This window comes from Janthinobacterium sp. SUN120 (assembly GCF_030397735.1).
GTDB classification, from domain to species: domain Bacteria; phylum Pseudomonadota; class Gammaproteobacteria; order Burkholderiales; family Burkholderiaceae_D; genus Janthinobacterium; species Janthinobacterium kumbetense.
The window spans coordinates 1,465,669-1,490,735 of sequence record NZ_JAPUBW010000001.1; the positions used below are offsets into that span (position 1 = coordinate 1,465,669).

The following is a 25,067-nucleotide window of genomic DNA, read 5'->3' on the forward strand; positions in this document are numbered from 1 at the left end:
GGACCCAGGCACAAGGCCATTTTCAACATACGCGACATCATAATTTCTCGCCTTTTTTCATTTTACCCAACAGGAAGTCCATGTACGGCGTCGATTCCGGGAACAGTTTTTTCTCGTCTTCGAACTGCGCTTCGACCTGCTCCGGCTTGCCCGCGATCGAGTACAGCATGCCCAGGTGGGCATGGAAACCCGGCGGCGCGTGGTTGCCCTTCGCACCGATCACTTGCAAGTCTTTTTCCATGGCGGCGATCTGCTGTTCCGGGCTTTCACCCTTCAGGTATTCGTACACTTGCGGCTCGTAGCCTTCCCATTGGTACAGGGTCTTCGATTGCGTGGCGCAACCGGTCAGGGCGGCACAGGCGAGCAGCGCCAGCAGGGCTGCGCCCTTGTTCATCATTGTTTTCATGGGATACCTTATTGTTTGCGCATTGCGCCCGCTTCGACACCAGCCACCAGGCGCTCGACCGCTTCGCGCATGGCCAGGTCCAGCACCTTGCCGTTGAGGGTGGCGTCATAGCTGGCCGTGCCGCCAAAACCCAGCACTTCACGGTTCGACAGGCTATATTCACCGGCGCCGGCGGCCGAAAACACGACTTCCGAGGTAGCGATGTTGACGACGTTCAAGGTGACCTTGGCATATGCCACTTGCGTCTTGCCGCGGCCCATGATGCCGAACAATTGCTTGTCGCCAACTTCCTTGCGGCCGAATTCGGTCACGTCGCCCGTGACGACGAAATCCGCGCCCTTGATATTCTGGCCCTGCTTCTTGAACTCGGCTTCCTGCTTGAGTTCCGCCATGTTGTCGCGGTCGAGCACATTGAAACGATTGGACGTCTGCAGGTGCGCAATCAGAATTGTTTTCGACTGGCTGCCCAGGCGGTCGACGCCATCGGAAAAGATGCCGCGCATGAAGTTCGAGCGATTGTCGAATTTGCCGACAGCGATCAGGGTGCGTGGACCAACGTAGGGACGGGCTGCGCTGGCAACCGTGGGGACAGCCAAAGCTTGCGAGGATTCGGAAGCGCAACCAGCCAACGCCGCGCCAATCAGCGCTGCAATCAACAACGCGCCGGGTTTATTCTTGTTCATAGTGCCCTTATGATATGGAGGATCAGGAGCAACCTGCGAAATTGATTTTTGGCAAGTTAATTTCCTAATGGCAATTATATGGTATTGCATGTCTCACAATTCTCTCCAAAAGTAACGATGGCAAGGATTGCATGATTGCCGGCGCTACTCAGCGCTCGGCCCTGCTTGACTTCCCCGGGCCGATTCATTAACTTAGTAGTAAAAAAGCGCGCCGTCAGCGCCCTGTGCCACTGTCCCTCACGGACTTCGCCCGCCGGCCCGCCCCACTCCGGCGCCAACTCCACGCTTTCCACCTGGACGGGTCTCCTGGCTATGCCGATACACGATCATTCCCCGGCCCATCCGCTGGCCACGGCGCTGGCGCTCTCGCTGGGCGCGGCCGTCGCCCTGGGCCTGTCGCGCTTTTCCTATGGCTTGCTGCTGCCGCCCATGCGCGCCGACCTGGGCTGGTCCTACCTGCTGGCAGGGGCCATGAACACCTTCAATGCGCTCGGTTATTTTCTCGGCGCCCTGGCCACGCCGGCCCTGATGCGCCGCCTGGGCGTGTGGCGCTTGCTGATCGTCGGTTCCGTGCTGGCCAGCATCTTCATGCTGATGTCGGGCCTCGTCAGCGACACGGCCACCCTGTTCCTGCAGCGCGTGTGCGCGGGCGTGGCCAGCGCCTTCATCTTCATCGCCGGTGGCGTACTGGCGGCGCGGCTCGGCTCCATGCACAGCCAGCGCGCCGGCTTCTACATCGGCCTGTATTACGGCGGCACGGGATTCGGCATCGCGCTGTCAGCCCTGCTGGTGCCGGCCGCATTGACGTCCGCCCAGCAGCACGGCGCCGCGCATGCCTGGCAATGGCCGTGGCTGGCACTGGGCATCGCCTGCCTGCTCGCCACCGCCATCATGGCCGTGCCGGCGAAAGCCATCGGCGAAGCGCCGCGCGCCGTCGACACGTCACGGCGCTTCGCCTGGCGCGACTTTTCCCCCAGCCTGGCCGGCTACTTCATGTTCGGCGTCGGCTACATCGGCTACATGACCTTCGTCATCGCCCTGCTCAAGCAGCAAGGCATGCCGCCCAACTTGATCACGGTGTTCTACATGGTATTGGGCCTGGCGGTGGTGGCGTCGTCGCGCATCTGGGCGCGCATGCTGGACCGCTACAAGGGCGGCGAGTCGCTGGCGATATTGAATGGCGTGCTGGGCGCGGTGACCATCCTGCCCGCGCTGACGAGCTTTGTCCCCGTCGTGTTCCTCTCCGGACTCGTCTTCGGCGCCGTGTTCCTGTCGGTCGTGGCGTCGACCACGGCCCTGGTGCGGCATAACCTGCCGCAACAATCGTGGACGGCCGGCATCAGCGCCTACACGACGGTATTCGCGCTGGGCCAGATCGTCGGCCCCATCGTCGTCGGCTGGATCGCCGACGGCCCCGCCGGCCTGGAACGGGGCTTGATCGCCTCGGCCATCGCCCTCTTCATCGGCGCGGCGCTGGCCGCGCGGCAAAAGGCGCTGGCGGCGGGCGCGTAAGCGACTGTCTCGCACATGCATTGGCCCCGCTTATTGCGGTTTGGCATACTTTGCGACGCCTGTTACATCGAACAATACACAACGCTGGTTTCCAACCACCCAGGCGTCGTGCCCTGGTGGCATATAGAAGACATCACCCGGGCCATATTCCATTTCGGCGCCATCATTCATCCTTACCACCATCCGTCCCTCAAGGACCATGCCGGTATGAGCTGCCTGGCACGAATCGGTTCCTGCAATCGGTTTTACGTGCAGACTCCAACGCCAGCCAGGCTCAAATTCGCCGCGCCCCATGGTCTGTTCGCCAAGCGTAAAGACAGCCATCCGGCCGGCTCCGTCCTTGAATGGGCGGACTTCGTCCGGCTTATCCAAGGATTTCTTTTCTAACATCGCACTCATGACCCGTCCCTCCTTTGGAATTTCTGGAAGTATTAAATTTCCGAATTGGAGTAACTGACACAATATAAAAATCACATCATTTTCCAATATAGTTTAATAATGGAAATTTACAAGCAAAGCACCTGCCGCACTTACCTCAAATGCGGAGCCGGATCGTACAATTGAAACTTCCGGGCCAATGCTTCAACATCCATTTACACTGCAGGCATAGCCCACCTTCGCGGAAAGAAAACGATGAACACCGATGCACGAAAAATCCCGGCAACGATGGATGCGGAAACGCTGGAATTCATCCAGGGCCTGTTCGCCCTGGTGCGCGAAGGCGATACGCAGCAACTGGGTGCCATGCTTGTCCAGGGCGTACCAGTAAACTTTCGCAATGAAAAAGGCGACAGCCTGATCATGCTGGCCAGCTACCATGGCCACCTTGAAACGTCACGCCTGCTGCTCGCAGCGGGCGCCGACGCCAACGTCCCCAACGACCAGGGCCAGACACCGCTGGCCGGCGTGGCCTACAAGGGTTACCTGGACATCGCCGAACTGCTGCTCCAGCACGGCGCCAAGGTGGAAGGCAACAGTCCGGACGGCAAGACCCCCTTGATGATGGCCGCCATGTTCAACCGCCTGGCCATCCTCGACCTGCTGCTGCAACACGGCGCCCGCATCGATGCCGTGGACAGCCGCGGCATGACTGCCGCCTCGCTGGCCAAGTCCATGAATGCGCAGGAAACCCTGGGCCGCCTGGCCAGCTTGGGGCAGACGGCATAGCTGACGCTGACATCACCGACAGTTTGCAAGCCCTTCGGCAAAAAAAGTCCCTGATAAATCAGGAACTTGGCGATGTCGCTGAGCAAGCGTCAGCTTACGCTGCCGAATGAACGATTGTTCCCATTCGATGGTCAATGAGGTGGCTAAGCGTTTGATTTTTCAGTGTTTTCCAAACCATTCAGTTACTGATACCCTCAAAAATACCCTCATCAGAAAAAACCGTTATTGACGGTTTGTCGCGGCTGGGATGGGAGACACTAGTCCGCTCGCTCGCACCTGCCAGCCGATTCTTCCTGCGATGAAGCCTTCGTATCGGCACATCAGCAATCGCCGCGTTCCGCAGCATTCAAAGATACGCCAAGGCAGCAGCGCTGCGCGGTCACACTGTCACTCGCGCAATATCAGGTCCGCTATAGTGACAGAGACGAAACAATGGCACGCGCTTATCTGTCTACCGCTTTTACCATGTCCCACATCACCGCCGCTTTTCACGTCTCGAGCAGGACAGTCAGTCGAGCCGTATCGGCATTTAATAAAGCGCAACCTGCTGCAGATCGCGACGGCCAGGGCTGAGATCGTGTACGAATGGCGGACCTGACCCTAGGGACTCTTGTACGCCCCCCCGGCCGCACCGGGGGATTACTGGCAAGTCCCCGATGTCACGGTTCGGATCCAGTCCGAATAACCTCTTGCAACTTCACAACTAGCTCAACTGATGCCTACCTCGTGGTCGCGCGCATGCACCATTCAACTACTCGAGTCCTAACGCATCTGGCAAGTTAAAAACAAATAACTTTCTTTGTTCATCGTCATATTTTACGCTGACTTCTCTAAATTTATCAGAGACACTTTTTTTATCATCTTCACTCATAGCTTTTAGTCGCATAGACAATTGCTCCATCATCTCAATAGAAGCATCAGAATCCAAGACTTCCTCATCTGCATATTCAAAAAATATTGCAATATCTGATATTGCAATAACCAAGTTATCGAAAATTATTTCTTTCATGGCTTAACCACCCTAACTTTGATGTTGGTAATTTTTAATTCATCAAAAATCTTCATTGCTCTTTTAGCCTCAGCTTCCGATGGCACCTCCCACATACCAGTTAAACCATTCTGTTTTAGAGCATCTGATTGACGCAAAGCCTGATTTTTAGACTTCTCAGTTGTCACGACAGCTATTTTTCTATCTATAAGTACATCACCTTCAATTCCGTCAAATCTAACTATTTTTTTAACCTCATCACTTATTTCACGTTCAAGCGCCGGCGCTTGACCTTTTTTTGTCAAAGGATTAGATCGAGCCCCAGTAGCACTATCATTATAATCACGTGCATTTTGCCCCATACCAGCTCTTTCATCAACCCATTTAACTTTTGAACTATTTGAATCTGTATAATCAGGACTGCTTTCGCTATTTTTCTCACCAGACGATTCTCCATTTCTGTTCGAAAAAATTGCATTTCCTGGCTTATACCCAACACCCCCAAGAACCGGAGTTGATGCCAACCTACACGCGAGGGATCGACATAATACCTGAGGTAAAAACGCAACGACACTGCTACCACCTGCCGTAGGACCATTGAAATCGTCAAAGTTTCCCGGCAAGTCAAGCGGATTCACTTGATTCTCAGTTCTTCCGGGTCCATTTTTTCCCAATATATAGGCTAAGTTAATAGCCCCACGTCCAACACCGGAAAATTCATCGCCTAGCCAAGCACCTGTCTTTTTCCCACCATCATAAATGTCATTAAGTGTTGATTTACCAAGTTGGAATATTGCGTCGCTTGAACGAAAAGCACTATCAAATAAATAATCGTTTTTGAAGCTATATTTAAATAGTCCTGTTGCCTCCAGAATACGCGTCTCCTCATAATACGTTACTCCGCGCGCCTCCTTTGCTTGGTATGCTGCTTTCTCAGGGTTAGCATCCGACAACTGATTGGAACAATGGACCAAAGCGCACGCTGCATCATCTAGCCTACGTTGTGCCGCTTCGTTTTTTCCGGTTTTCAACTCCTTAAGTAATTGTTTCTCATTGTCATGGAATTGACGGTTATAGATATCCACTGTATTGGCACTGGCGCCCCCCTGTGCCGCTCCCGATAGCAGGCCAACGCCATCTTGCCCACTGATGCCTCCCGCAGTCAACCCTGCAACCGCACCACCGACAGCCGACCATATTTGCTGGTAACTATTGATCAACTCATCCTTCGCCGCACCTGTCAACTTTAATCTTTCAGCCTCCTTGGCCCCCAACTCAGCGCCTAAACGATGTCCAAGATTGCCACCCGCGACACCTGCCACGCTATTAATAGCACCGGCTCCTCCACCCGATAATGCACCGATCATGCCCTGCGTAGCACCATGCAGTGCAAGGCGATATGCGCCATCATCACCCCATGCCGCTGCCTTCTCTTGCGACTGCTTTGCCAATGCAGTGAACTCTGCTGCTGCGGTATAGTCGCCAGCCGCATCGGCCTTCTTCGCCGCGGCAGTAAAACTATCAGCGTCAATTTGCGCCGCGTCCTGATATTTCCCGGCAAAGTCGCCAATTTCCTTTGCTGCCAGTGGGGCAACGGCCTCCGTAAAAGCCTTGGCTACCTCCATCGTCGCCTGCAACGCAGCCTTGTCGAAGTTATTACCAATCTTGCCGCTGGAATCCACCCCGGTCGTCACATCGCGATTCACACCCGCGATAGCGTCGTCCGCGCCCTTACCCGTCGCCGCATGCTGAGCCGCATCGTCGGTGATGACCAAAGTGCCGCCGCTGATGCCGCTACGGGTCGTGCTGCTGGAATTTTCGCTGAGGGAAACGATGGCTGGCAGGCCCGCTGTCGTAGCATCTTTTTTGCCACCGACATCCGTCAGGTTCTCATTTCGTGTTCCCGTGCCAGCAAAGGACATACCACCCGACACCCCAACACTGCTGCCCTTCGATATCGCATGATTGGCAATGTCGCTGTGCGTCAGGGTCGACGTAATCAGGCTGCTGTTTGGCTTGCCCGCCTCCGTGGCACTGATGACTGCACCCTTCAAGTCCGTATTGCCGCCCACCTTGATCTGGAAGCCGCCGTCGCCCGCCTTGATGCCGCTTTGCTCCTGCACGCTAGCGTAGTCGTTGTGCATGTTGCTCTGGCTATAGCTGCCGCTGACGCTGGCGCCAAAGCCGACCGTGCCGCTGGCGGACAGGCTCTGGTTCTTGCTGTCGAACTTGGCCGTATCCTGCAGGCTTTCCACGTTCAGGTTGCCCTTGATATCGGCAATTACCTGGTTGGCGCTGGCCACGGCGCCCTTGATGTTGGTATCGCCGCCGCTGCTGATCACCAGCTTGTCGCCCGCATTCACATGCGTGTTGAGCTGCGTCGTGCCGTCACCATCCTCATGGCCCTTGCTGCCGCTGACGCTGGCAGTGAAACCGAACGAGGTGCCCTTGGTGCTGACGATGGCTTGCACCCCCATTGACGCGCTCAGGCTTGAGCTCTTGCTGTGCTGGCTTTCCGTATCCTGCGCCGCCAGCAGGTTGACGTTATTGTCGGCATGCAGGCGGATATCGTTCTTCGCGTTCAGGTCGCTGCCCAGGATGGTGATGTTGCTATCCTTGCCGCCCCCCGTGGCCGTGATGTTGATATTGTTGCCCGTCAACACGCTACCGCTATGCGTGGTGCTGGCCGTGGTTTGCGTCTGCTGGCTTTCCGAGTGGCCCGCCGTCAGGCTGATGCTAATGCTTGGCCCGCCCTCCTTCATCATGTCCTTGGCAGCGTCCTTGGCGGCCATGGCCGCCGTGGCCGCCGCCATGGCCGTAACGCGGCCATCCTTGGCCGTGCTGGCCGCCGAACTCATGGTTTGCAGGGTCTGGATGGCGCTGATCACGCTGCCGCCCAGAGCCAGGGTCAAGCCATCTTGCGTGGTCTTGACTTCAAACTTGCCCTTCTCATTGTCCTGGCCCGGCTTGATGGTGACGCTCTTGCCGATGATATCGAGATCGGTAGCGGCAAGAATATCGCTGCCGCCTATCGTCACGTTATTGCCGGCGACCATCGTCAACGCACCGCCTGTGGCGCCGATCGAACTGCGCGCCTCGCCGCTTTGCAAGGTGGCGTCCCGCTCCTGATCCACCGTCGTGGTCTTGGTGCCATAGCTGAAGCCAATGCCGCCGCTACTCATGAAACCGCTTTTCTTGGTGCTGGAATGGTGTAGCTCGTACACGGTATTGGTGGCCGCATCGATCGTGATGTTGTTACCCGCAAGTAATTTCGTCGCATCGTCGCTCAAGATGCTCGAACCCGTAACTTGCAAATCATGCCCGGCCTGCACCGTCACGCTGCTGCCGCCAAGCGAAGTGCCGATCGCCGTGGTGGTATCGACCACATCATGTTTGGTGGTGGTAGTCTTGTTCCAGAAGCCCTTCTTCGTCGATTTGCTGGCAACATCGGTCACTTCGTTCTGGAAACCATTGACCAAGCTGATGTCATTGCCCGCCACCAGGCCCAAGGTGCCGCCCGCCTGCACGTCCGCCGCGCGCGCCGTCAGATCATGGCCCGCCTGCAAATTGACGTTGCCGGCGCCGATGATCTGGCTGCCCACTTCGCCTGTCTTGCTTTCTTTGCGGTAATTGTCCGCATTGCGCACTTCATCGTGCGTCGAGGCGACGGCGACGGTATTGAGGGTCAGGTTATGGCCCGCGATCAGGCTGGTCTGGCCATTTGCGCCCGCATTGGCGATGACGCCTCCGGTCAGCGTCATATCACGGCCCGCCTGGGCGACCAGCGTATTGCCTTCACCCGTGCCGGTCACATACAGGCCCGCCACCTTGTCGACGACGGTGCTGGTCTCGCTGTTGCCTGCCCATTTAGAACTGGCGTTGCTGACAGTAGTCGTGACGATGTTGATGTCTCGTCCCGCGCTTGCAATGAGCTTGTCTGTCGCGATCACCTGGCCGCCAGTATTATTAATGTCATTGCCGGCCAGCATGACGATCTGCTTGCCGCCCAGCTCGCTGCCTTGGCTAGTGCCTTTGGTCGAGCTGTTGCCATACCAGCTTTGACGCGTTTCTGTATCCCGTGCCGTAGAAATGTCGATATTGCGTTCCGCAGACAGCTGCAGCGTTTCCGCTGCCTGGACATTTGCCGCTTTCAGCTGGATATTGTCACCGGCACTCAGGCGAATATCGCCGGCAGATGCAATCGTGCTGGCGGTTTCTTTGCTGGACGTATCGGTCATATGCCGCTTCCCAGGACCTGCCAATGTGAACTCACTACCGCTGTTCACTGTCGTGACGGCAATATCACGGCCAGCTGCGATGCCAATGCCGCCACCGGCATCCGTATTCACGACGGATGCACCCGCGATAGTCACGTCGCGCCCCGCAGATACCAGCAAATTACCGCTGCCGGCCGTGCCATTGCCTGTGACATACAGGCCCGCCAGATTATCCAGGGTGGTACGACTGAAGCTGTTTTTGCCATCGCCGCCGCTGGACGTCAGCGTGGACGTCTTCACGTTGATATCCCTTCCCGCACTGACTTGCAGCTCGCTATTGGCAGAAATGGTGCCGCTGATGTTGTTCAGGTCATTCCTGGCATGGGCCGAAATGGCGTCGCCAGTAATGCGCCCGCCCAGGTTGTCGATATTTTCGGCATTCAGCTTGACGATCGTGCGTCCGGCGATCGTACCGCTATTGGTCAAATCGCCTTCGAGATTCAGATTGACTTCCTTGCCGGCCAACAATCCGCCCTGGCCATCGATATCGCCCTCACGCACGCGCACATACACTTGCGGCGCCAGCACTTTTTGCGTACTGCCGTCGGCCAGCACGACGTCCTGCTCCACCAGCCAGACGATATCGCTGGTCAGCCCCGCCATTTGCTCCGCTGTCAGCGCAATACCGGGACGAAGGTCCCATTGCTTGGCAAACGCGACACCTTGATCCATCAGTGCCTTGTACTGCTGTTCGTCACTGGTGTAATCGCCGACGAAACGCTGCCCTGTCAGCTCTGCGACTTGCTCGCGCACCAGGCGCTGCTCATAAAAACCGTCGCCCAGGCGCTTTTGCGTCACGGAGGGATCGTTTTTTACCTGGTTGAGCAGATAGTCGGAACCCGTCCATTCGCGGTAGCTGGCAAAGCGCGGATCGGTTTCCACCAGATAGCGGGACGATGGCGCAGAGCTCACTTTATACAAACTGGCGTTCGGAATCTGCAGCGATGACCCCGTGGTCCGCACCACTTGCGCACGCGTGGATGGGTTGCCCAGTTTCACTTGGGTAATGCCATTCATGCGTACCTGCCCCACTCCACCGACGGCGCCTGCGTGTGCCGCGCTGCCTGTCGAGGCTGCGATAGCCACGTCTTTCAGCGGGTTCAATCCGGTTCCGGTGCTTGCTTGCGCGCCGTTGACACCGGCCAGCGCAGTCGGCGCCAGCGTTGCAATTTCGCCGGCCCGGCCAAGCTTGGCGGCATCGGCAATACCGCCTGGTCCGCCCTTGCCCTGCACTTGATCTGCCGCAATGCCGGCCCCGGCTACGGGACCAAGGCCTGTGTGCGAGCTGGCTTGGCTGCCGGCAATGCCACTCAACTGAGCAGCATTCACCGTCCCAAGCTCTCCAGCTTGGCCAAGGACGCCACCATGAGCCGCGCCGCCGGGTTCATTGCCGCCCGACACGGCCGTGACCGCCCCCACAGACGAGCGAGACAGCAAGGCCGCATCAACGCCTGCACCATGCTGGCCAGCACCGCTGGCCGCATCAACGCGCGCGCCGGAAACCGTGTCAACGGCAACAGTACGGGCCGCATCGCCCGTACGCGTGCTGCCCGTCGCACCGTGAGCGCCCGACACCGTGGCTGCGCCCTGTGCGGCAACGCTACCTGCCGCGCCTGTCGACACGTGGTTCAGTGACGTCCCTGTATCCGCAGCGATGCCTGTCGCGCCATCAAGCTTGCTGCCTGGCGTGACGCCAACAGCCGCATCGGTGACGGGATTGCCAGCGCGGTCAGTCTTCTGGACAATCCCGCCGCCATCGACCCGACTAGTTCCTTGACCGCTGATATCGGCTTTCCGGATTTCTGTTGTTTCCGTAGAGAAAGCCGAAGTACGCACCTGCGTTTCCGCACCACCTATGCGCTCGCCCGTTCCGCCAACGCCGCTTTTGACGGCACTGCCTGGTTTTGTGCCCTGGCCGCCGGTATTGGCATTTCCTTCATTGCGTGAGGTGCTGGCAGAACTGGAGGGCTCAGTTACAGTCCGCTCGAAGGGGGTGTAAGTCCCTTTCGAGTAAACTTCATTGTTTCCGCCACGAGCTGTTGTAAAAACTGTCAACACTCCTTTCTCATGTACCGTTTTCTGCCCCTTCGTTGTCTTATTATTGAGAATCGCCCGATCCATATCCAACGTACCACCAGCAATGATATGACTATTGTCATTCACAATAGCGCTGGCGTTAATTTTCAAATTATTGCTTGCAATAATTCTCCCTGGATCGGAACTGATGACAACGCTCTCAAGGCTTGTACGAGTGACTTCACGTTTTGTAAAGTGAACAAAACCCCCACGATCCGGCAAAGTCAAGATAGTACGGAGGTTAACTTGAGTGATCGGCTGGGCGGACATGCCTGGCGTACCCTCTCCATACGTGATATCGCTCCCTGGCAGTTGATACTCAGTTGTCGTCTCCGTCGTCATCCGCCCTTCCTCAAAAACCAGATGGTTATTGAGCACATTGACCTGACTCGCGCCCAGGTTCAAGCTCCCCAGCGCCTCGATCGTCGCGCTGGCATTCGTCACCGTTCCCGCCCAGCCCGTGGCGATGCGGTTGCCGTCCAGGTAGCCGCCGATGGCCATGTCACCGCCGCTGAAGATCAGGCCGTGCTCGCGGTTATTGAGTGTGGTGACGCCGATATCGAGCCGCTCGCGCGCCGCGATGGTGGCCGCCACGCCGCCTTCCACGTCGTTGTTGACGGTGCCGCCTGCTATGCTCAGATGGTCGCCATAGATGCGGCCCGTGCCGACGTTATTCAGCGTGCCCACGTTCAGTTGCGTGCTGATGCCGTCGATCACGCCCCGGTTGTTCAGCACGCCGCCGACGTTGACGCGCGTCGTGCCCGCATTGATGTCGCCCGTGCTGGCATTGTCGAAATTGGCGGCGCCCAGGGTCAGCATGCTGAGTGCCTGGATTTTCCCGGCATTGGCCAGTTGTCCGCCGATGGTGATATCCGCATTGCCGTTGGCCATGATCTCGGCGCCTGCGTTCAGCGTAAAGTTGCCGGCCAGGTCCAGCGCCATATCTTTCTGTGACAACACCTTGCCATCGCCGGTCAAGCTGCCCGCGCGGATGTCGGTACGCTGGCCGCCGATGATGGTGCCGCCCGAGTTGGTCACGGCCAATCCCCGGCCGGAGCCAGTGTCCTGCAGTGCCAGCGCGCCGCCGGCGCTGAGCATGCCCAGTGTGTTGTTGATAATGCCTGCGCTGTTGATCGCCAGGTTGCCATCGGCGCGCACCGCGCCCTGCACATTGCTGACATTGACACTGTTCAGGGTCACATGGATGCCTTCGATGCCCTGGTTCGCGCCCAGGGTGCTGGCATTGTCGATAGCGCCGCCCGTCACCGTGACGGCCGCGCCGGAGCGGATCAAGCCTTGCTGGTTGTTGATACTGCCGCCACCCGCGTTCAAGCCAATATTGCCCAGCACCTGGATTTGCCCGCCCTGGTTTTGCAAGCCGCTCAAGGCCAGGTCCAGCGCCGACTTGCCGACGAGCTGGCCGCCACGGTTATCCAGCTGGCCCACGCTGCCCGTGATGTTGCCGGCCGCGCCCAGATAGCCGCCCGCATTGTTCCAGCTGCCCGTTTGCAGGGTCAATCCTGCGCCGCTGCTGATGCCGCCCGCGCTGCCCGGATGGCGCACCGCGTACGCGCCCGCATTGGTGTTGAGCAAGGCATTACCGTGCGTGTCGATGGTCATGGCGCCGCCCGACTGCAGCAAGCCGCCATCGTTGTCCAGGATGCCCGTCTGCAAGTTGACGGTTCCGGCACCCGCCAGGGTGCCCTGCGTATTGTTGAAAACCTGGCCGTGCGTGTCGAGCGTGACGTTCGCGCCCGCAATGGTGCCCTGCCCGTTCCACAGGCCGCCATTGCGCAGGATGATATCGCCGCCCGCTTGCAAGGTGCCGCCATTGTTGACGGTGGCGCCCGTGGACGTGACCGTCAACAGGCCTTGTACCGAGGCCAGCTTGCCCCCGGCGCTGTTATCGACGCTGGCCGCGTTCACGGTCATATTGCCTGTGGCGGCCAGCAAGCCGCCCGTATTGTTGAATGCCTGCGCCACATTTGCAGTCAGCTGCCCGCCTGCCGTGGCGCTGCCGCCCTGGTTCAGCAGATTTCCGGCACCCAGCACGACATTGCCGCCGCCGGCGATGGCGCCGCCATGGCTGTTGTCCAGCACATTGCTTGCCGTCACCGTCAGGTTGGCCGTGCCGGCCGCCTGCAGCTTGCCGCCCTGGTTGTTCAGGGTCGGTGCGACGATACTGGTGTTGCCGTTGCTGGCGATGGTGCCGCCACGGTTGTCCAGGCTGGTCGTCAGTTGAATGGTGGTATCGCCTTTACCCAGCTGCGTCAGGTTGCCACCGCCATTGTCCAGAGTGCTACCCGTCACGCTGATTTGCTGCGCGATGGTACTGGCGTTGCGGTGGTCAATGGCGCCGGCCGTCACGACCAGGGCGCCATTGCCCGTGATCTGTCCGCGCAGATCGTTCAGCTGGTTCGCTTGCAGACTCAAGGTACCGCTGCCCGCATGCTCGATCTTGCCATCCGTATTCGTCAGCGTACCCGCTTTCAGGCTCAGATTGGCACTGTTGACGGCGATGCGGCCGCCCGTGTTGTCCAGCACGCCTGCCGGCGCCGTCAGCTCGATGGCTGTATTGCCAGCACCGGTCTGCACAATGCCGCCTTGCTGGTTGTTCAGGTTGCCCACAGCCACCGCCAACTGACCCGCACTGACATCGCCGCGCTGGTTGTTCCACGTCTGGCTATTCGCACCGGCCGTGATCGTCAGGGCGCCCGGCGTGGTGACCACGGCGCCGCTGGTGCTGACATCGCCGCTTGTTGCCGTGAGGCTGATATTGCCGGCGCTGCTGCGGCTGCCGCCCAGGTCGACACTGCCGCCGCGCAGGACGGCATTGCCTGCCGCCAACACTTGCCCATGCGCTCCCAATGCCTGTTGTGCCGTGACCTGCAAGTTGCCGCTCGTCTGCAGGCTGCCATCGGCTTTCACGCCCGCGCCGATCAGGCTGGCCGCGCCGCTGTTGACGCTGTTGGCACTGATCGTGTTGTTGCCCTGGGCCAGGATCACGCCGGCATTTTCCAGCGCGCCCGTCACGGTGAGCGTTTGTTCTGTGCCGGCAAACAGGCTGCCGCTGTTGCGCACGCTGCCCGCCGTCGTCGTCAGATTGCCGCTGGCAACGATACTGCCCTGTGCGTTGAGTAGCTCGTCCATCGTCAATTGCGCATTGCCGCCCGCCGCCTGCAGCTGACCCAGTGTATTGTCCACCTTGCCACCGGCCAACGTCAGGTCGCGCCCGGCAATGATCACGCCGCTAGTATTGTCCAGCTTGCCCGTCGCCGCCACATTGACATCTTGCGCAGACGCAATACGGCCATGCTCATTGAGCAACTCGCCCGTTTCCACGCGCACATTGCCGTTCGCTTCAATCTTGCCGCCGCTATTGTCCAGGCGCGTGCTGGCCAGCACTGTTGCCGCGCTCGTGCCCAGCTGCGTGATCTGTCCCTGGCGATTGTCGAGGATGCCGGCGGAGACGTTCACCTGCTGCGCCAGCAGGCTGGCGTTGCGGTGATCGATGTAATTGGCCGCCACCTGCAACGCGCCATTGCCCGTCAGCTGGCCCCGCTGGCCATACAGATTCGTTGCACGGATCTCCAGCACGCCCTTGCCGGCATGCTCGATCTTGCCGTCGATATTCGTCAAGTCGCCCGCCTGCAGGCGCAGGTTGGCGCTGTTGACGGCGATGCGCCCGCCCGTATTGTCCAGCTTGCCTGTTTCGATGAGCGTGTCGCCAGCACCCGTCTGTATCAAGGTGCCTTTGGCGTTGTCCAAGTTGGCAACGCGCAGGGCCAATTGCCCAGCGCTCAAGCTGCCGCCCTGGTTGACCAGTGCCTGCCCGTTGGCGGCATTCGCCGTGATGCTCAATAGACCATTCGTCGACACGACCGCCTTGCTGGTCGTCACATTGCCCGTCAAGGCCGTCAAACCGATATTCGTCGCGCTGGTCTGGCTGCCGCCCGCGTCGACCGATGCGCCCGTCATCTGCAGCTGACCGGCCGCCATGTTCTGGCCGCCAGCCTGCAAGGCGCCATGGGCCGTCACGGTCAGATCACCGGCCGAGGCAAAGCTGCCATCGGCGCGCATGCCTGCCGCCAGCAATCCATTACCGCTCAGACTGCCCGCCGTGATCGTCGTATTGCCGAGGGCTGCCAGCGAACCTGTATTGCTGAGCAAGCCGCCGATATCCAGGGCCTGGTTGCGTCCCGCATACAGCACGCCCGCATTGAGCACATCGCCGCTGACCTTGGCCGTGATATCCGTGCCCGCGCTGAGCGTGCCTTGCGCATTGCGCAGGCTGGCCGCGTCCAGGCTCAAGGCGCCGATCCCCGCCTGCAGCAAGCCACGCGTGTTGTCGATGGCGCCGCCCAGGTGCAAATCGGTCGCCGCCGCGATCACGCCATCGGTATTGACGAGCGCGCCAGTGCTGGCGATGTCGGCGGACGTGGCCGAGGTAATCTTGCCCTTGGTATTGTCCAGGCTACCGGTCTGCACCGACAACACTCCATTGCCGGCGATTTCACCACTCGTATTGTCCAGCAATCCTGTGACGGCCACCGTCATGCCGCCCGCGCCCGTCTGCAGCAGATGGCCGCCACGGTTGCTCAGGCTGTCTGCCTGCACGTTCAGGGACCGCCCCGTGGTGGTGGCGTTGGCGTGGTCGAACAAGCCTGCCTTCAGATCGACGGCACCATTGCCAATGATACTGCCGCCTGCGCCCTGCAAGGTGGCCGCCGTGATGGCCAGGGTACCGCTGCCAGCATGCTCGATCTTACCGCCCGCATTCGTCAAGCTGGCCGCACCCAGAGTCAAGTTAGCGCTATTGACGGCGATGCGACCGGCACTGTTGTCGAGATTGCCCGTCTGGATGACGGTGTCGCCCGTGCCCGTCTGGATGACGGTGCCCTTGGCGTTGTCCAGATTGCCCACGTGCAAGTCGAGCTGGCCCGCCTGCACAGTGCCTTCCGTGTTGTGCAAGGTGGCGTTGCTCGTGATGTTCAATGTGCCTGGCGTCGTCACCACCGCCTTGTTCGTGCTGACATCGCCCGTTGTTGCCGTCAGGCCGATTTTGGCGGCGCTGGTCTGGCTGCCAGACAGATCCACACTGCCACCTGTCAGATTGGCGCTGCCCGCCGCCAGGTTCTGCCCGTACGCGGCCAGCGTTTGCGCGGTGTTGATGGTCAGATCGCCAGTCGTGCCCAGCTTGCCATCGGCCTGCATGCCGGCGCCAATCAGGCTGCTCGCGCTGCTGTCGAAGCTATTCGCCGTGATACTGTTGTTGCCCTGTGCGGCGATCACGCCCGTGTTGACGATGGCGCCGCTGGCGCTCAGGGTTTGATTGCCAGCCGCGTACAGGCTGCCCGTGTTGTTCAGGCTCGCCAGGGTAGCGTTCAGGTTAGCGCCGGCAAACACGCTGCCCGCGTTGTTGTTCAGTTCGCCAACGTTCAAGGTTGCATCGCCCGCCACGGCTTGCAGCTGGCCCTTGGTATTGTCGACATCACCGCCGGACAGTGCCAGATGACGCCCAGCCGCCACCGTGCCTTCCGTATTGTCCAGACTACCCACTGCAAGCTCAGCATCCTGCGCCGCCACGATGCGGCCCTTGTTGTTCAACAACGTACCTGCTTTCACCAGCGCATCGCCATTGCCTTCGATCTTGCCGCCCGTGTTGTCCAGCAAACCCGTGCTGTTGATGCTCATCAAGCCTGTACCCGTTTGCGCCAGGCTGCCGGCACGGTTATCCAGGCTGCCCGCGTTCACCGTCAGCTGATGGGCCACGGTGGTGGCATTGCGGTGGTCCAAGGTCGCAGCGGTGAGGTCCACTTTACCGTTGCCCGTAATCTTGCCGAACTGGTTGTTGAACTGGCCCGCGTTGATAGCCAGCACGCCCACTCCCGCGTGCTCCAGCTTGCCATTGATGTTCGTCAATACCGTGGCGTTCAAAGCCAGGTTAGCGCTGTTGACGGCGATACGACCAGCCGTGTTGTCCAGCTTGCCTGTGGTGATGACGGTGTCGCCCGTGCCCGTCTGCACGATGTCGCCGCTGGCGTTGTTCAGGTTGACCACGTTCAGTTGCAACTGGCCGGCCACCAGCTGGCCCTGCGTATTTACCAGTGACTGCGCGTTATGCGCGTTGGCCGTGATGGCCAGCACGTTGCTGGCGGAAATCACCGCCTTGTTCGTCACTACATCGCCAGTATTTGCCGTGATGGCGATATTCGTTGCGCCAGTCTGGCTACCCGACAAATCGACCGATGCACCTGTCAACTGAGCGCTGCCCGCTGCCAGGTTCTGCCCGCTCGCTTGCAACACGCCATCGGCATGGATGGTCAGATCGCCTGCCGTACCCAGGCTCCCATCCGCTTTCACACCGGCGCCCAGCAAGCCGCTGCTGGTCACTTTACCAGCGGTAATATGGGTGTTGTTGACGGAGGCGATCGACCCCGTGTTATTCAGTACGCCGCCCACCATCCACTGCTGGTTACGGCCTGCGTACAGCAGGCCAGCATTGTTCAGGTCACCGCTCACTTTCGCCGTCAGGTCCATGCCAGCGCTCACTGTCCCTTGCTGGTTCAGCAAGGTCGCCGCGTCAAGATGTAAATTGTCCGCCTGCAATACGCCGCGCGTGTTGTCCAGTGCAGTACCGCTAACCTGCAGATTGGTGGTGGCGGCGATCACGCCATCCGTATTGTTCAGCACACCTTTGCTGATGACAGAGGCTGCTGCCGCCGACGTAATGCGGCCCTTGTTGTTGTCCAGCCCACCCGCCTGCACATTCAGCATCCCCGTGCCCGCATGCTCGATCTTGCCATCCTGGTTCGTGACCTTGACAGCATCGATATTCAAGTTCGTGCTGTTGACGGCGATGCGGCCAGCCGTGTTGTCAAGATTGCCCGTCTGGATGACGGTATCGCCCGTGCCCGTTTGCAAGACAGTGCCCTTGGCGTTGTCCAGATTGCCTACATGCAGGTCGAGCTGGCCCGCCTGCAAGGTGCCTTCCGTGTTGTGCAAGGTGGCGCTCGTCGTGATGTTGAGCGCGCCTGGTGTCATCACCACCGCCTTGTTCGTGCCGACATCGCCCTGAGTGGCCGTCAGGCCGATGTTCGTCGCGCTGGTCTGGCTGCCGCCGATGTCGATGCTGGCGCCTGTCAGGGTCGCCTTGCCCGCCGCCAGATTCTGGCCGTGTGCAGCCAGCGTTTGCGCGGTGTTGATGGTCAAGTCGCCAGCCGTGCCCAGCTTGCCATCGGCCTGCATGCCGGCGCCGATCAGGCTACTTGCGCTGCTGTCGAGCGTCTTTGCCGTGAGGCTGGTGTTGCCTTGTGCCGCGATCACGCCTGTATTAATGATGGCGCCTGTTGCGGTCAGGGATTGATTCCCGGCCGCATACAAGCTGCCCGTGTTGTTCAAGCTGGCCAGTGTCGCGTTCAGATTACTGCCAGCAAACACGTTGCCTGCCGCATTGTTCAAGTTCGCCACGGTCAAGGTAGCGTTACCGGCCACAGCCTGCAACTGGCCCTTGGTATTGTCGATGTCAGCACCGCTCAATGCCAGGTTGCGGCCGGCAGCCACCGTACCATCCGTATTGTCCAGGCTGCCCACTGCAAGCTCAGCATCCTGCGCCGCCACGATGCGGCCCTTGTTATTCAGCAAGGTAGTGGCCTTTACCAGCGCATCGCCATTGCCTTCGATCTTGCCGCCCGTATTGTCCAACAAACCAGTCGCATTGACGTTCATCAAACCTGTACCCGTTTGCGCCAGGCTGCCGCTGCGGTTGTCCAGCGTGCCCGCATTGACCGTCAGCTGGTTCGCGATGGTCGTGGCATTGCGGTGGTCCAAGGTCGCAGCGGTGAGATCCACTTTACCGTTGCCCGTGATCTTGCCGAACTGGTTGTTGAACTGGCCTGCGTTGATGGCCAGGATGCCCGCGCCCGCGTGCTCCAGCTTGCCATTGATGTTCGTCAATATCATGGCGTTCAAAGCCAGGTTCGCGCTGTTGACAGCGATACGACCGGCCGTGTTGTCCAGCTTGGCCGTGGTGATAACGGTATCGCCCGTGCCCGTTTGCACGATGTCGCCGTTGGCGTTGTCCAGATTCGCGATGTTCAGCTGCAGCTGGTCTGCCACTAGTTGGCCCTGGGTATTGATCAGCGACTGTGCGTTGGCCGCATTGGCGGTAATCGCCAGCAGCTTGCTCGCAGAAATGACCGCCTTGCTGGTGATGACATCGCCAGCAAGGGACGTGATGGCGAGGTTCGCCGCGCCTGTCTGGCTACCCGACAGGTCCACATTGGCGCCCGTCAGCACGGCATTGCCCGCCGCCAGATTCTGGCCGGTCGCCTGCAAGACGCCATCGGCATTGATGGTCAGATCACCTGCCGTACCCAGGCTCCCATCGGCTTTCACACCGGCGCCCAGCAAGCCACTGCTGGTCACTTTGCCAGCGGTAATATGGGTGTTGTTGACGGAGGCGATCGACCCCGTGTTATTCAGCACGCCGCCCACCATCCATTGCTGGTTACGGCCTGCGTACAGCAGGCCAGCGTTGTTCAGGTCACCGCTCACTTTCGCCGTCAGGTCCGTGCCGGCGCTGAGCGTGCCTTGCTGGTTCAGCAAGGTCGCCGCGTCCAGACGTAAATTGTCCGCTTGCAATACGCCTCGGGTGTTATCCAGTGCAACACCTCCAACATGCAAGTCGGCAATCGCGGCAATTACGCCATCCTTATTGTTCAGCGCGCCATTGCTGACAATGTCCGACGACGCGGCCGACGTGATACGGCCCTTGCTGTTGTCCAGCACGCCTACCTGCACAGACAGGATGCCGGTTCCCGCATGCTCGATCTTGCCATCGCGGTTCGTCAGCGTAGTCGCATCGAGGGTCAACTTGTTGCTGTTGACGGCGATGCGGCCAGCCGTGTTGTCCAGATTGCCCGTCTGGATGATGGTGTTACCCGTGCCCGTTTGCAGCAACGTACCCTTGGCGTTGTCCAGGTTTGCCACATGCAAGTCGAGCTGGCCCGCCTGCAAGGTACCGTCCGTGTTGTGCAACGCGGCGCCGGTCGTCACGTTCAACGTGCCCGGCGTCGTCACCACGGCCTTGTTCGTGATGACATCGCCCTGTGTTGCCGTCAGGCCGATGTTGACCGCGCTGGCCTGGCTGCCACTGATGTCGAGCGTGGTGCCTGTCAGATTGGCATTACCGGCCGCCAAAATCTGGCCGTGTGCATTCAGCGCTTGCGCGGTGCTGATCGCCAGGTCGCCAGACGTGCCCAGCTTGCCATCGGCCTGGATACCCGCGCCGATGAGGCTGCTCGCACTGCTGTCGAGGCGATTGGCCGTGATACTGGTATCTCCCTGCGCCGCGATGACGCCCGTGTTCACGATGGCGCCTGTTGCGGTCAGGGATTGATTTCCGGCCGCATACAGGCTGCCCGTGTTGCTCAAGGCATCGAGCGTGGTGGCCAGATTGCCGCCTGCAAACACGTTGCCTGCCGCATTGTTCAAGTTCGCCACGGTCAAGGCAGCGTTACCGGCCACGGCTTGCAGTTGGCCCTTGGTATTGTCGATATCAGCACCGCTTAATGCCAGGTTGCGCCCGGCGGCCACGATCCCTTCCGTATTGTCCAGACGATCTACATTCAACGTGGCATCCTGCGCCGCCACGATGCGGCCAGTGTTGTTCAGCAAAGTGTTTGCCTTCACCAGCGCATCGCCATTGCCCTCGATCTTGCCGCCCGTGTTGTCCAGCGAGCCGGCGGCATTGAGGCTCATCAAACCTGTGCCCGTTTGCGCCAGGCTGCCGGCACGGTTGTCCAGGCTGCCGGCGTTGACGGTCAGCTGATTCGCCACCGTCGTCGCATTGCGGTGGTCGAAGGCAGCGGCCGTGATGTCAAGCTTGCCGTTGCCCGTGATCTTGCCGTACTGGTTGTTGAACTGACCTGCGTTAATGGCCAGAACGCCCGCACCCGCGTGTTCCAGTTTGCCATTGATGTTCGTCAAGACCGTCGCGTTCAACGCCAGGTTCGCGCTATTGACGGCGATACGGCCGGCCGTGTTGTCCAGCTTGTCCGTCCTGATGACGGTGTCGCCCGTGCCCGTCTGCACGATCTCGCCGCTGGCGTTGTTCACATTCGCCACGTTCAGCTGCAACTGCCCACCCACCAGTTGCCCTTGGCTATTCACCAGCGATTGTCCATTGTTCACATTGGCGGTAATAGCCAGCAGATTACTGGCGGAAATCACGGCCTTGTTCGTCAATACGTCGCCGCTGCGCGCGGTGATGGCGATGTTGCTTGCCCCAGTCTGGCTGCCCGACAAGTCCACATTGTTGCCCGCCAGCACGGCGCTGCCCGCCGCCAGGTTCTGCCCGCTTGCTTGCAAGACGCCATCGGCGTTGATAGTCAGGTCGCCTGCCGTACCCAGGCTACCGTCGGCTTTCAAGCCGGCGCCCAGCAAGCCGCTGCTGGTCACTTTATTAGCGGAAATATTGGTGTTGCCAACGGAGGCGATGGAACCGCTGTTGTTCAGCAAGCCACCCACCGTCAGTTGCTGGTTACGGCCTGCATACAGCAGGCCGGTGTTGCTCAAGTCTGCGCTGAGGCGCGCCGTCAGGTCCGAACCGGCGCTGACCGTGCCCTGCTGGTTCAGCAAGGATGCCGCCTCCAGACGTAAATTGTCCGCCTGCAATACGCCACGCGTGTTGTCGAACCCAATACCGGTCAACTGCAGCGCCTGCGTGGCCGCGATCACGCCGTCCGTGTTGGTCAGCGCACCCTTGCTGGTGATATCTGCCGAGGCAGCGGACGTGATGCGGCCCTTGCTGTTGTCCACCACAGCAGCCTGCACTTGCACGCCGCCATTGCCGGCGATGTTGCCGCCCGTATTGTCCAGCGCCTGCGCCACGTCCACGCGCATCTGTCCTGGTCCCGTCTGCTGCAGGGTACCGTCGCGGTTGTCCAGATTGTCGGCCTGCACTGTTATCTGCTGCCCGGTCGTGACGGCATGGCGGTGATCAATTGTTTCCGCCTGGATATCAACCAGGCCATTGCCCGTCACCTTGCCGCGCTCGTCATCGAAACGCACCGCGTCGATGCTCAGGCTGCCCGTGCCCGCGTGCTCGATGCTGCCGTCGCGATTAGTCACAGTTTCCGCAGTCAGCGCCAGCTTGGCGCTGTTGACGGCGATGCGTCCGCCCGTGTTGTCCAGGGTGCTGCCTGTCAATACCGTGTCGCCAGTGCCCGTCTGGATCAGGGTGCCGCCGCGGTTATCGAGCGATCCCGTTGTGATATCCAATTGCCCGGCGCTCAGGGTGCCGCGCACGTTCGACAGGGCCTGGCCGCTGCCGGCAGCCGTCACGGACAGCAGGCCCGTCGTGGTCACCAGCGCGCTATCGGTGACGACGTTGCCGGCGCTGGCGTTCAGGCTAATCGCCGCGCCGCCCGTCTGGCTGCCGCTCAGGTCGATGGCGGAAGCATGCATGCTGGTCTTGCTGGCGGCCAGGTTCTGGCCGTGGGCTGCGATCGCCTGCGTGGCCGTCAGTTGCAACTGGCCGCTAACGGCCAGGCTGCCGTCGGCACGGATGCCGGCGCCCAGCAAGCTGCCAGTAGCGCTGTCGATGCGGCTGGCGTCGATGCGGTTATCGCCTTGCGCGGCAATGACGCCGCTGTTGCTGACGACGCCGCTGACCTGCAGCGCTTGGCTGCCGGCCGCATACAGGTTGCCGCTATTGAGCACTTCGTTGGCCCGGGTGGCAAGATTGCCACCGGCAAAGACGCTGCCGGCCGTATTGTTCAGCTTTGCCACCGTCAAGGCCGCATCGCCCGCCACTGCCTGGATCTGGCCGCGCGTATTGTCGACGTCGCCGCTGTCGAGGCGCAACTTGCCGCCCGCCGCCAGGGTTGCTTCCGTGTTGTCCAGCGCGCCTGTCGACAGCGCCACATCGGTGCCCGAGACGATACGGCCCTTCTGATTTTGTACATTGCCCGCCTGCACGCTCAAAGCGCCATTGCTTTCCAGCGCGCCACCGCGGTTATCCAATCCGCCGCGCACCTGGACGCCGGTCGCGCCCTGGCCGCTCTGCGCCAGGCTGCCGCCCCGGTTGTCCAGGGTAGCGGCATTGATGCTGAGCTGCCCCGCCACCGTGCGCGCATCGCGGTGGTCGATGTGCTCGCCCGTCAGCGCCATGGCGCCATTGCTGAGGATGCTGCCGCGCTGCAAATTGACTTGCGCTGCGCCGATCTCCAGCGCGCCCGTACCCGCATGCTGGATTTGCCCATCCTGATTGCTCAGGCTGGCAGCCTGCAGACGCAAAGCCTGGCTATTCGTGGCGATGACGCCGCGCGTATTGTCCAGCGCACCCGGCAAGCGGATGGCAAGATCACCGTTGCCCAGTTGCATGATCTGGCCGCCCACGTTCGACAAGCCGTACGCATTCACGCCCAGCTGCTGGCCAGTCAACTGCGCCGCATCGCTGCGCACGGTGTGCGCCGCGTCCAGTTGCAGGCGGTCACGGGCAGTGACCTGCGCGCGGCTGGCATCGAGGTCGCCCGCGCTGGCACCCAGGCTGATATTCCCGCCCGCGACTTGCGCGCCAGTAATATCCAGCTGGCGCGCCGCCAGGCTGCTGTCGCCGCCAGCCACGGCCGTGCCGTGCACGGCAATGGTGTCGCCAGCAGAAACACTCAGCTTGCCGCTGGCGGCCAAGGTATTGTCCAGATTCAATCCAGCCGCCAGCACCGAGCCAGCGGTGGCATCGATGCGCGCCGCCGCCCCCGTGGCATGTACCTTGGCATTGCCCTGGGCCGCGATCACGCCGCTGTTGGCAATGTTGCCCTGCGCCTGCACCTGGCTGTCGCCGCCCGCATACACGGTGCCGCTATTGGCTACGTCGCCCGTCACGGCAATGCTCGTCTGGCTGCCCGCGCCGGCGGACTGGATATTGCCGCTGTTGCTCAGCCAGCCATTCGATTGCAGCACCAGATTACCCGCCGTGGCCGCCAAGACGCCCGCATTGCGCACACCCAGGCCCGCTTCCGTGCCGATGAGGGTGATCTTGCCCGCGTACATGCCGCCCAGCTGCGCCACGTCCAACGCATACGCCGGAGCCGGCCCCGCGCCAGCAATACCGCCCGCCACGCCATGCGCCGCATCGATCTGGTTCGCGCCCGTCACCACTTTCAATTCCTGCGCCCAGATGCCGCCATTGATCTGTGCGGCGCGCGCCAGGATGGCTGTGTAGTCGCTCAGCGACGTGTCCAGTCCACGCCCGTTGATGCTGACCACCCCGCGCTGCACCATGTAGCCGTCCAGGCTGCCGCCGTTGAGGATCGGCGTGCCCGTCGTCAGCGTGACCCGACTCGCATTGATGAAACCGCCGCCGTCGATGGCCACGCCGGCCGGGTTGGCGATGACAACCTCGGCGCGCTGGCCGGCCACCTCGACATAACCGCGCAGCTGGCTCGGGTTGGCCGAGTTGACTTCGTTCAATATCACGCGCGCGCTGCCGCCGGCCAGCCATGGATTGCCTTGCACCCAGCCGCCCGTCTGCGTCTGCACGTTGCCGCGGCTATTGTTCAGGATGGCGCCATTCGCCGTCACGTCGAACTGGCTGTAGGTATTGCGCGACACGCCCGCCGCGCTCGGCGTCTGGATGTTGACCTGTGTCACGCCATTGGCGCTTTGCACCACCGTCGGACGCTGGCGGCCCGGCGCACTCGGGTCGGCCACGATCTGTCCCATGGCAGGACCGGCGACAAAGGCCACCATGCCCAGCGCGCCAAATATCGCCAAGGCCAGCGGCCGCAATTTGGCATTGACCCCGCCACCGCCATCACCGCCGAAGACACCGCTGTCCAGGCCTCCCTCCCCCTTGGCAGCCTTGCCTTGCGAAGAAGCATTTTCGGCCACGACCATCAATTGGCCACGGCGTTTGTTGAAGATGATGCGGTACAGGTTCTTGTTCATGAAAG

The 25,067-nt window shown here is 60.7% G+C and carries 7 protein-coding genes; 2 read left to right on the plus strand and 5 right to left on the minus strand.

Features of this window, described 5'->3' with window-relative positions:
• Positions 1 to 37: 37 nt before the first annotated feature.
• Positions 38 to 406, minus strand: a complete 369-nt coding sequence (locus O0879_RS06445) for a DUF4810 domain-containing protein (RefSeq protein WP_230521897.1) — start codon at positions 404 to 406, stop codon at positions 38 to 40.
• 8 nt (positions 407 to 414) lie between these two features.
• Positions 415 to 1,089, minus strand: a complete 675-nt coding sequence (locus O0879_RS06450; protein ID WP_077403418.1) for a CsgG/HfaB family protein — start codon at positions 1,087 to 1,089, stop codon at positions 415 to 417.
• Positions 1,090 to 1,401: 312 nt separating this feature from the next.
• Here O0879_RS06450 and O0879_RS06455 point away from each other — a divergent pair, with 312 nt between their 5' ends.
• Entirely contained in the window at positions 1,402 to 2,601 is a 1,200-nt protein-coding gene (locus O0879_RS06455; protein ID WP_289915517.1) for a YbfB/YjiJ family MFS transporter, read from the plus strand.
• Positions 2,602 to 2,631: 30 nt separating this feature from the next.
• On the opposite strand, the gene O0879_RS06460 is transcribed toward O0879_RS06455, so the two are convergent.
• Positions 2,632 to 3,000 carry a cupin domain-containing protein gene (locus tag O0879_RS06460; protein ID WP_215409092.1) on the minus strand — a complete coding sequence of 123 codons (369 nt, stop codon included), beginning with the start codon at positions 2,998 to 3,000 and terminating at the stop codon, positions 2,632 to 2,634.
• A 234-nt stretch (positions 3,001 to 3,234) separates the two neighbouring features.
• Between O0879_RS06460 and O0879_RS06465 the strand changes: the two genes are divergently transcribed.
• Positions 3,235 to 3,768 carry an ankyrin repeat domain-containing protein gene (locus tag O0879_RS06465; RefSeq protein ID WP_289915518.1) on the plus strand — a complete coding sequence of 178 codons (534 nt, stop codon included), beginning with the start codon at positions 3,235 to 3,237 and terminating at the stop codon, positions 3,766 to 3,768.
• Positions 3,769 to 4,519: 751 nt separating this feature from the next.
• Here O0879_RS06465 and O0879_RS06470 read toward each other — a convergent pair.
• Complete coding sequence (locus O0879_RS06470) at positions 4,520 to 4,777, minus strand: hypothetical protein (RefSeq protein WP_289915520.1); 258 nt, start codon at positions 4,775 to 4,777, stop codon at positions 4,520 to 4,522.
• A complete protein-coding gene (locus O0879_RS06475) occupies positions 4,774 to 25,062 on the minus strand; it encodes a hemagglutinin repeat-containing protein (protein WP_289915521.1) in 20,289 nt (6,762 codons plus the stop codon). The genes O0879_RS06470 and O0879_RS06475 overlap by 4 nt, the downstream gene beginning before the upstream one ends.
• Positions 25,063 to 25,067: the final 5 nt, after the last annotated feature.